General features: G+C 74.6%; 7 protein-coding genes. 1 reads left to right on the top strand and 6 read right to left on the bottom strand.

Annotated features, from left to right (window positions below):
* On the top strand, positions 1-5,436 hold a 5,436-nt coding region (locus tag ABT263_RS33810), incomplete at its 5' end, for a non-ribosomal peptide synthetase (protein WP_352296470.1).
* Between the two features lie 148 nt (positions 5,437-5,584).
* Here the strand turns inward: ABT263_RS33810 and ABT263_RS33805 are convergent.
* From ABT263_RS33805 to ABT263_RS33780, 6 genes are all read right to left on the bottom strand, one after another.
* Positions 5,585-6,232, bottom strand: a complete 648-nt coding sequence (locus ABT263_RS33805; protein WP_352296467.1) for a response regulator — start codon at positions 6,230-6,232, stop codon at positions 5,585-5,587.
* On the bottom strand, positions 6,220-7,506 hold the full coding sequence (locus ABT263_RS33800) for a sensor histidine kinase (protein ID WP_352296464.1): 1,287 nt from the start codon (positions 7,504-7,506) through the stop codon (positions 6,220-6,222). The genes ABT263_RS33805 and ABT263_RS33800 overlap by 13 nt, the downstream gene beginning before the upstream one ends.
* Positions 7,507-7,621: 115 nt before the next feature.
* A complete protein-coding gene (locus ABT263_RS33795) occupies positions 7,622-8,170 on the bottom strand; it encodes a YbaK/EbsC family protein (protein ID WP_352296461.1) in 549 nt (182 codons plus the stop codon).
* A gap of 26 nt (positions 8,171-8,196) precedes the next feature.
* Complete coding sequence (locus ABT263_RS33790; protein WP_352296458.1) at positions 8,197-9,285, bottom strand: zinc-binding dehydrogenase; 1,089 nt, start codon at positions 9,283-9,285, stop codon at positions 8,197-8,199.
* A gap of 28 nt (positions 9,286-9,313) precedes the next feature.
* Positions 9,314-9,586, bottom strand: a complete 273-nt coding sequence (locus ABT263_RS33785) for an acyl carrier protein (RefSeq protein WP_329488959.1) — start codon at positions 9,584-9,586, stop codon at positions 9,314-9,316.
* Between the two features lie 54 nt (positions 9,587-9,640).
* Positions 9,641-10,552 (bottom strand): alpha/beta fold hydrolase, encoded by a 912-nt coding sequence (locus ABT263_RS33780; RefSeq protein ID WP_329492188.1) that lies wholly within the window; start codon positions 10,550-10,552, stop codon positions 9,641-9,643.
* Positions 10,553-10,583: the final 31 nt, after the last annotated feature.

The raw sequence follows: 10,583 nt of genomic DNA, 5'->3' as shown, positions 1-10,583 counted from the left end.
ACCGCCATGGCCGCCGCCCTCCCCGGCAACGGCACCGGCGAATCCCTCATCACCGCCGTCCAGCCCTTCGCCCTCATCGGCGAGGACGACCGCGCGGCCCTTCCGGCCGACGTCGTGGACGCCTACCCGCTCTCCCAGATCCAGACCGGCATGCTCGTCGAGATGCTCACGGCGGACGGCGGAAACAGCTACCACAACATCAACTCCTTCCGTCTGCCGGACGCGAAGGCCTTCGACGCCGCAGCGATGAGCGAGGCCATCGGCCTGGTCACCGCCCGCCACGAGATCCTTCGGACCTCGGTCGACCTGACCGGCTACAGCCGGCCGCTCCAGCTCGTCCACGCCGACGTCGAGATCCCGTTCGTCGTCGAGGACCTGCGCGGCCTGACCGAGGCCGAGCAGGAAGCCCACGGCCGCGCGTTCGTCGCCGCGGCCCGGACGGCCGGGTTCGACCTGGTGAACGGCCCGCTGCTGCACCTGGCGGTCCACATCGAGTCGGCCGAGGCCTGGCGCCTGACGGTCAGCCACCTGCACGCGGTGACCGACGGATGGACGATCAACTCCTTCCTGATGGAGCTGGTCGGCTGCTACCAGGCGCTGCGGGACGGCCGCGAGCCGGCCGCCCACGTGGCCCCGGCGGTCCGCTACGCCGACTACGTCGCCGCCGAGGAGGCCGCCCTGGCGAGCACCGAGGAGCAGGCCTTCTGGCAGGACGTCGTGGACGGGTACACCCCGCTGCGGATCCCGGCCACCTGGGCCGGCGCCGAGGACTCGGAGCAGCGCCACTCGATCGGCGTGCCGTTCGCCGACCTGGAGGAGGGCCTGCTCAGGCTGGCGGCCGAGGCGAAGACCTCGCTCAAGAGCGTCATGCTGGCCGCCCACCTCAAGGTGATGGGCAGCCTGACGGCCGAGGACGCCTTCCACACCGGCGTCGTCTACCACGGCCGCCTGGAGGCACCGGGCGCCGACCGGGTACTCGGCATGCACCTCAACACCCTGCCCTTCCCGACCACTCGGGGCGCGAAGACCTGGCGCGAACTGGTCGAGCGGACCTACGCGACGGAGACCGAGATCTGGTCCCACCGCCGCTACCCGCTGCCCGCCGTCCAGCGCGCCGCCGGGAACACCCGCGACCTGCTCACCGTGCTCTTCGACCACCAGGACTTCCACCAGGTCGACACCGGCACGGTGGACACCGGTGGTGGTCTGAACGACGGCCGCAACGAGTTCGGCCTGATGGCGATCGCCGGGGTCGGCCGGCTCAGCCTCGGGGCCGCGGTCTCGACGATGAGCCGGGAGAACCTGGAGCGGCTGGGCGCGATGTACCGGTCGGTGCTGGAGGCGATGGCCGCCGACGTCGACGGTGACGCCCTGCCGGTCCCGCTGGCCGAGGCCGACCGCCGGCTCGTCCCGGTGCTCCGGGCACCGGTCGAGCAGCAGGCCGCCGGCTGCCTGCACGAGCTGTTCGCCGCCCAGGCCGCCCGCACCCCGGACGCCGTCGCGCTGACCAGTGGCGATCAGAGCCTCACCTACGCCGAGCTGGACGAGCGGGCCAACCGCATCGCCCACCACCTGGTCGCCCTGGGCGCCGGGCCGGAGCGGGTCGTCGGCCTGTCGCTGGAGCGCGGCCCGGACCTCGTCCCCGCCCTGCTGGGCATCCTGAAGTCCGGCGCCGCCTACCTGCCGCTGGACCCGGCCAACCCGGCCGACCGCCTCGCCTACATGCTGGCCGACGCCGAGGCGCCGATCCTGGTGACCCATTCCGCCCTGGAGCCGATCGAGTTCGCGGGCGCCCGGGTGCTGATGGACGCCGACCGGGCCGCGATCGACGCCCGCCCGGCCACCGCCCCGGCCACCGGGGTGCGCCCGGACAACCTGGCGTACGTCATCTACACCTCCGGTTCGACCGGCCTGCCGAAGGGCGTCGGCACCGCGCACGCCAACGTGCCGCGCCTGTTCGGCGCGACCCGTGCGGACTTCCCGTTCGCCGCGGACGACGTGTGGGCGCTGTTCCACTCCTACGCCTTCGACTTCTCGGTCAAGGAGATCTGGGCCCCGCTGCTGCACGGCGGCCGCCTGGTGGTCGTCCCCGCGATGGTCGCCCGGTCGCCGCAGGAGCTGGTCGAGCTGCTGGTGGCCGAGCGGGTCACCGTGCTCTGCCAGACCCCCTCCGCGTTCCGCTCGCTGACCGGACTGGTGCAGGAGGGCGACCCGCGCGTCGACCGGCTGGGGCTGCGTGCGGTCGTGTTCGGCGGTGAGCGCCTGGACATGTCGCAACTGGCGCCGTGGACGGCGAAGTTCGGCGTGCGGACGGCCCTGATCAACATCTACGGGCCGACCGAGACCACCGTGCACTCGATCTACCACCGGGTGACGGAGTCGGACCTGCCCCGGGCGGCGTCCCCGATCGGCCTGCCGGTCGCCGACACCGTGATCCACCTGCTGGACGCCAACGGGCACCCGGTGCCGGACGGCGTGCCGGGCGAGATCCACGTGGGCGGCCCGGGCGTGGCCCGCGGCTACCTGAACCGCCCCGGGCTGACCGCCGAGCGGTTCGTGCCGGACCCGTACGGCCCGGCCGGCTCCCGCCTGTACCGCACCGGCGACCTCGCCCGGCGCCTGCCCGACGGCCGCTACGAGTCGCTGGGCCGGATCGACGGCCAGGTGAAGGTCCGCGGCTTCCGGATCGAGCTGGGCGAGATCGAGGCCCGGTTGCGCGAGCACCCGCTGGTGGACGAGGCGACCGTGATCGTGCACCGGAACGAGGCCGGCGAGAAGTCGCTGGTCGCCTACCTGGTGCCGGCCGGCTCCGCCGCCCCGGACCTCGCGGCGGTGCGGTCGGACCTGGCGGCGGCGCTGCCCGGCTACATGGTGCCGGCGGCGTTCGTCACCGTGGCGGGGATCCCGCTGACCACCAACGGCAAGGTGAACCGCCGGGCGCTGCCCGCACCGGAGCAGGCGGTGAGCGTCGTGGGCGAGCACCACCTCGCACCGCGCACCGAGCTGGAGGCCGCCCTGGCGGCGGTCTGGGCCGAGGTGCTGGGCCTGGCGCAGGTCGGTGTGGAGGACAGCTTCTTCGACCTCGGCGGCGACTCGATCCGGGCCGTCCGCCTGGTCGGCGCGCTGCGCGAGGCCGGCCACGACCTGACCATCCGCGACGTGTTCGAGCGCCGGACCGTCGCCGCCCTGGCCGCGGCCCTGCCCGGCGGCGACGGCCGCTCGCTGATCACCGCCGTCGAGCCGTTCGCGCTGGTCGACGAGGAGGACCGGGCGGCCCTGCCCGCCGACGTCGTCGACGCCTACCCGCTCTCCCAGATCCAGACCGGCATGCTCGTCGAGCTGATGGCGGGCGAGGGCGGCACGGCCTACCACCACATCAACTCCTTCCGGATCCCGGACACCCGGCCGTTCGCCGAAGCGGCGCTGCGGCGGGCCCTGGCACTGCTGGCGGACCGCCACGAGCTGCTACGCACCTCGGTGCACCTGACCGGGTTCGGCCGGCCGCTCCAGCTGGTGCACGCCACCGCCGAGGTCCCCGTCACCGTGCACGACCTGCGCGGCCTGACCGAGGACGAGCGGGCCGAGCGGGCGCGCGACTACGTGGCCGAGGAGCGGGCCCGCGGGTTCGAGCTGACGGCCGCGCCGCTGCTGCGGATCGCCGTGCACGTCGAGTCGGACGAGGCCTGGCGGGTCACCGCGAGCCACATCCACGCCGTCACCGACGGCTGGACGCTCAACTCGCTGCTGATGGAGCTGCTCGACACCTACCGGACGCTGCGCGACGGCGGGACGCCGGCCGCCTACCAGGCCCCCGCGGTCCGGTACGCGGACTACGTCGCCGCCGAGCTGACCGCCCTGTCCGACCCGGCCGACCAGGCCTTCTGGCAGGACGTGGTCGACCGGCACAGCCCGCTGGAGCTGCCCGCCACCTGGCGGGACCGGAGCGCCGGGTCGCTGCTGCTGAACGTCGAGTACGCGGACCTGGAGGAGCGGCTGCGGGCGCTCGCCGTCGGCGCGAACACCTCGCTCAAGACGGTGCTGCTCGCCGCGCACCTCACGGTGATGGGCTCGCTGAGCACGGCCCCGGCCTTCCACACGGGCGTGGTCTACCACGGCCGCCTGGAGGCGCCGGGCGCGGAGCGGGTGCTCGGCATGCACCTCAACACCCTGCCCTTCCCGGCCGCCCGGGGCGCGAAGACCTGGCGCGAGCTGGTGGCGCGGGTCTTCGGCACCGAGACCGAGCTCTGGTCGCACCGCCGCTACCCGCTGCCCGCCATCCAGCGGGCGGCCGGCCCCGGCCGGGCGGCGCTGAGCGTGATGTTCGAGTTCCTCGACTTCCACCAGGTCGACCGCGGCGCGGTGGACGTCCGGGCCTCGATGAACGACGGCTCCAACGAGTTCGCCCTGACCGTGATCGCCACCGGCGGCCGGATCGGGCTCAGCACCGGGGCCGGCGCGCTCGGCCGGGCGCAGCTGGCGCAGCTCGTCGCGATGTACCGGCTGGTGCTGGAGGCGATGGCCGCCGACCCGGACGGGGACGCGACCGCCGGCTACCTGCCGGTCCCCACGGCGTCGGCGGGCGCGCCCGCGGCCGAGCTGGAGCAGCCGTTGCCGGTCGGGCTGATCGCCGAGCAGGCGGCCCGCACACCGAAGGCGGTCGCCGTGGTCGCGTCCGGGCGCACGCTGAGCTACCGCGAGGTGGACGAGTACGCCGACCGGATCGCGCACCACCTGACCGCGCTCGCGGTCGGCCCGGGTGCGGTGGTCGGGGTGGCGCTGGCCCGCCGGGCCGAGCTGGTCCCGGTGCTCCAGGGCGTCTGGCGCGCCGGCGCCGCGTACCAGCTGATCGACCCGGCCGCCGCGGCGGAGCAGGTCGACCCGCGGGTCACCTTCCTGATCACCGATCGGGCGGTGGCCGGGGGCTTCACCGGCGGGGTGCTGCGGCTGGACGACGAGGCGGCGCCGCTCGCCGCCCGGCCGGCCGGGGCGCTGCCGCTCGCGGCCTCGCCGGAGGGGGCGGCCTGCCTGCTGGACGGCGTGCTGGTCGACCACCGTGAGCTGGGCCGGCTGCTGGAGAAGGTCCGGGCCGAACTGGGCGGGATCCGGCGCGGCGCCTGGCTGGCGGCCGCTCCGGGGGCCGGCCTGCGGGCGGCGGCGGAGCTGCACCTGCCGCTCACCGGCGGCGCCCGGGTGGTGCTGGCGTCCGAGGCCGAGGCCGCGGACCCGGCGGCGCTGGTCGCCCTGGTGGACGCGCAGCGCGTCACCCACGTGCAGGCCACGCCGGAGGACTGGCGGCTGCTGCTGGCGGCGGGCTTCGACAGCCACGCGGTGACGGCCCTGGTGTCCGGCGGGTCCGCGCCGGACTCCGAGGACGTGCTCGACGAGCTGCGGACCCGCGCCCAGCGGGTGGTGGCCGGCGTCGGCACCGTCCACTAGCGGCGGAACGCCCGAGGGCCCCCGCGGTCGTACCGACCGCGGGGGCCCTCGGGGCGGAACGGGCCCGGGCGGGCCGGACCGCGCGGCCCGACCGGACCCGGGCCGGACAGCGCCGACCGGGCCCGACCGGGCTCGGGGACCCAGCCGGTCAGCGCCCTTCCAGGAAGCGCAGCACGGCGCGGACCCGGCGGTGGCCGCCGGCGTCCTCGCGGGGCAGGTCGAGCTTGGTGAGGATGCTGTTGATGTGCTTGCCGACGGCGCTGTCGCTGATCACCAGCGCGGCGGCGATGGAGGAGTTCGACTGGCCCTCGGCCATCAGCGCGAGCACCTCCCGCTCCCGCTCGGTCAGCCGGTCGAGCGGGCCGCTCTGCCGGCGCAGCAGCAGCTGCGAGACGACCTCGGGGTCGAGCGCGGTGCCGCCGGCGGCGACCTTGCGCAGCGCGTCCACGAACTCCTCGACGTGCGCGACGCGTTCCTTCAGGAGGTAGCCGATGCCGCTGGGATTGGTGGCGACCAGGTCGGCCGCGTAGCGCTCCTCGACGTACTGGGAGAGCAGCAGCAGGGCGGTCTCCGGCCAGCGACGGCGGATCACCAGCGCGGCCCGCACGCCCTCGTCGGTGTGCGAGGGCGGCATCCGGACGTCGAGGATGGCGACGTCCGGCCGGTGCTTCTCGACGGCGAGGAGCACCTCCTCCGCGTCGCCGACGGCGGCGGCGACCTCGAAGCCCATCGTCTCCAGGACGTTGGTCAGGCCGACTCGCAGGAGGACGGAGTCCTCGGCGATCACGACGCGCACGGCAGCTCCACGGTGATGGTGGTCGGGCCCCCGACGGGGCTGGATATCCGGAAGGTGCCGTCCACCGAGCGGGCGCGACGGCTGAGGCCGGCGATGCCGGTGCCCCGGCTCTGGTCGGCGCCGCCGACACCGTCGTCGGTGACGACGACGCGCAGCAGGTCGGCGACGCGGTCCACCCGCACGGCGGCGCGCTCGGCGCGGGCGTGCTTGGCGACGTTGTTGAGCGCCTCGGCGACGACGAAGTAGGCGACGGACTCGATGGCCGTCGCGGGGCGGCGGTCCACCGTGACCGCCAGGTCGACGGGCAGCGGGGCGCGGGCGGCGACCCCGGACAGCGCGGCGTCCAGGCCGCGGTCGTCGAGGACCGCCGGGTGCAGGCCGCGGACGAGGTGCTTCAGCTCGGCGATGGCCTCCAGCGCCTCCCGGTGCGCCTTGTCGATGACGCCCTTCGCGTTCGGCCCGGCGTCGGTCAGGGTGGCCCGGGCCAGGCCGAGGGTCATCGCCAGGGCGACCAGGCGCTGCTGGGTGCCGTCGTGCAGGTCGCGCTCGATCCGGCGCCGTTCGGCGTCGGCGGCGGCCACCAGGCCGTTCCGGCCCTCGGTCAGGTCGTCGACGCGTTCGGCGAGCCGCTCGGCCCGGCTGGGCCCGAGCAGCCGGCGGGCCAGGTAGCCGTCCGCGCCGACCACCAGCGCCGTCACCCAGGGCATCACGAGGACGAGCAGCAGGCCGCCGGCGGTGAACACGGCGGCGCGCTGGCGGACCTGCTCGGGCAGGGCCCAGATCCAGCCGTAGGCGCCGGCCAGGGCGATGGCGTAGAGCCAGCCGGCCAGCACGGCGAGCCCGGCGAGCCCGAGCACCGGCCCGACCAGGACGTGGTAGCCGAGCTGGCGCCAGGCGGCCTGCGAGCGGACCGAGGTGGCGAGTCCGCGCCAGCTGAGCCGGATCGTGCTGTGGGCGGCACGCGGGATCGACTCGCCGAGCAGGTAGCGGAACCGGCGGTGCTGCGCCTCGTTCAGGGCGGTGACCGAGAGCAGCAGGAAGGCGAGCGGTCCGACCACGGTCAGCATCAGCTGGGTGGTCTCCAGCGGCCAGTAGAGCCAGTCGTCGGCGGGTTCGACGAACAGCAGCCAGGGCACCGCCACCAGGGAGAAGGAGGCCAGCTGGAGCGGGACGCCCAGGCAGAGGAACACGATGTCCCGCCAGACCCGCACCGACCACGGCGCGCGGCGGAGCGCGAGGGTGAGCAGCCGCCGCGGGGCTGTGCCGGTTGTCATGCGCCCACCGTAGTTGGCAGGCCGAAGGAGTGTCATGTCGCGCCCGTTCCGGGGAAAAGGGAAGGTGGCACCCCTTGTCGAGAAGGAGTGCCACCGGTGTGGAGCCCTGTGGTGATCAGGTGATCGGGACCACCTGGGGGCGGGCCAGCCGCAGGTAGTCGGCCGACTTGATCGCGACCGACCGGTCCAGCCGGGCGGCGTTGAAGTACAGCTCCGGCTGGTCGAAGAGGGCCGGGTCGGCGAGGACCTGGAGGTCCGGGTGGAAGGAGAACGGGGTGATCGTCCCGCTCACCGTCGCGCCGAGCGCCTCGGCGACGCCCTGTTCGGCGAACCGCGCCTTGCCGCCGCCGGCCACCCGGGCGACCTGCTTGAGGTCGACCCGGCAGTCGCCGGGTACCACGGCCAGCACGTGGCGGGCGGGTCGGCCGCCCTTGGTGACGGTGACCACCATGCACTTGGCGGCGGCGGAGAGCTCGTGGCCCCGCAGCTCGCTGGCGAGCGTGGTCTGCCCCTCCGGCGGGTGGTCCATCAGCCGGTAGGCGATGTCACCCCGGTGGAACAGGTCGAGGAGTCGTCGGTAGGTGGACGGCGGGGCGAGGTCGGCCGGGTCGGGGCGTTCCAGCAGGCCCACCGCCGCGGACTGTTCAGACGTGTCGACGAGCATTGGTCCTCCACGCTTGGTTGGCTGGGTCAGACGACGAGCCGGTCCAGCGAAGGATCGACGATGATCTTCGCGTGGCGGTCCGGTTCGCCCAGTTCTGCGATCGCCCCGGCCAGTCCGTCCAGGCCGGTCACCCCGGTGATCACGGCGCCGGCGTCGATCCGGCCCTCCGCGATGTCGCGCAGGGTCTGGCGGTACTCGGTCGGGCTGCCGCCGAAGGAGCCGCGGATGTCCAGCTCCTTGCCGACGGCCACGCCGGGGTCGAAGGTGTCCGGGCGCAGGCAGACGCCGACGAGCACGATGCGGGCGCCGGCCGGTGCCCCGTCCACGACCCGGGCGAGCATGCCGGGCGTGCCGACGCACTCGAAGATGACGGCGTCCTTGATTCGCACGCCCCGGTACTCGGCGGCCATCCGGTCCATCATTCCGGGGATCACCCCGAGCGAGGTCCAGCGGTCGTACGGGGACTCGACGGCCGGGTCGATCAGGATGTCGGCGCCGAGTCGCTCGGCGAGGGCCCGGCGGCGCGGCGAGAAGTCCACCGCGACGACCGGGCCGAGGCCCCTGGCCTTGAGCACCGCGACGATGCCCAGGCCCACCGGGCCGAGGCCGATCACCACGGCGACCGAGCCGGGGGCCGCCTCGGCCCGCCGGACGGCCCGGGCGGCGATCGAGAACGGCTCGGTGAGCGCGGCGGTCTTCGGGTCGAGCCCGTTGGGCACCGGCATGGTGAAGGCCTCGGAGAGCAACATGTACTCGCCGAAGCCGCCGGGGAAGGCCGGCGTGTAGCCGATGATCCCGCTGCCCTGCGGTCCGAAGCCGATCGGCGGGCCGCACACCACGGTGCCGGTCGGCAGGGCCCGGACGGTGCCCGGGCCGTAGTCGACGATCTCGGCGGCGAACTCGTGGCCGAGCACGAGCCCCTCGCGGATGTCGTGGGTGCTCCCGCCCGTGCGGCGCATGACGTCGCCGAACGCGTCGGGGTCGTCGAGGGCGTGCAGGTCCGAGCCGCAGATGCCGCAGGCCAGGGTGCGGACCAGCACCTGTCCGGCCTGCGGCACCGGGTCCGGGACCTCCTCGACGACGAGTGCGCCCCCACGGGTGATGGCGGCACGCATGGTCGTCCTCCTCTCTGCCGGTGCGGGGTCAGGCCCGCTCGGCGATCTTCTCGGCGAGCAGTCCGGAGAGGGCGTCGATGGTGGGGTAGTCCCAGGCCAGGGTGGGCTCCAGCTCGACCTCGAACTCGTCCTCCGCGTCGCCGCACAGGGCGAGGGCGTAGACCGACTCCAGGCCGTACTCGACGAGCTTGACGTCGGGCCGGATCTGCTCGACCGGGATCTCCAGGTAGAAGGCCACCCGCTCGGTGAGCCAGGCGCGCAGCTCGGTGAGGTCGTGGGTCTGCTCGATGGACGTGGTCATGGTGGTAACTCCTCGGGAGGGTCGGAAATCGTGGGGGTGGTGACGGGGTGCCGGTCAGTCCAGCGAGGCGGCGAACTCGGCCAGCGCGGCGGTGACTTCGGCGGGGCGCTCCTGCTGGGTCCAGTGGCCGCAGCCGGGCAGCAGCACGCTGCGGTGCAGCCGGGGCGCCCAGCGCCGCAGCTCGTCCGCCAGCCGGTCGGGGTCCTGGCCGCGGACCACGAAGTCGTCCGTACCGGCCAGGTAGAGCGCCGGGACCTGGATCGCGGCCTTGTTGAGCGGCGCGGTGAGCTCCCAGTTGCGGTGCAGGTTCCGGTACCAGTTCAGGCCGCCGGTGAAGCCGGTGGCGCCGAGCGCCTCGGCGTAGACGGCGAGGTCCGGCTCGGTCAGCCAACCGGGCAGCCGGTCGGGCTCCGGGTACAGGTCGAGGAAGCCGCCGCCGTCCGGGACGACCGGGTCGAAGGGCGGCGCGCCGCCGCTGGTGCCGGCCAGCAGCCGGCGCAGTGCGGCGGGCACGTCGCGTTCCAGCTCCCGCTCGGCCGCGCCGGGTTCCTGGAAGTACAGCATGTAGAAGCGTTCGCCCATGGCGCGCCGCATCGCGGGCAGCGGCGGCAGGCCGGCCCGCGGCCGGTAGGGGATGCTCAGCCCGGCCACGCCGCGGACCAGGTCCGGGCGCATCAGCGCGGTGTGCCAGGCGACCTGGGCGCCCCAGTCGTGCCCGGCCACCACGGCCCGGTCCGCGCCGAGCGCGCCGATCAGCGCGACGACGTCGCCGACCAGGTGGTGGATGGTGTACTGGTCGGCCTCGGCGGGGCACTCGCTGAGGCCGTAGCCGCGCATGTCGGGGGCGACCACCCGGTAGCCGGCCTCGGCCAGCCCGGTGAGCTGGTGGCGCCAGGAGTACCAGAGTTCGGGGAAGCCGTGCACCAGCACGATCAGCGGCCCCTCGCCGGCCTCGGCGACGTGCATCCGCCGGCCGGCCACCCGCAGGGTCCGGTGG

This window comes from Kitasatospora sp. NPDC001603 (genome assembly GCF_040298365.1).
Classification (GTDB): domain Bacteria; phylum Actinomycetota; class Actinomycetes; order Streptomycetales; family Streptomycetaceae; genus Kitasatospora.
This window is presented reverse-complemented; position numbering and strand designations above follow the sequence as displayed.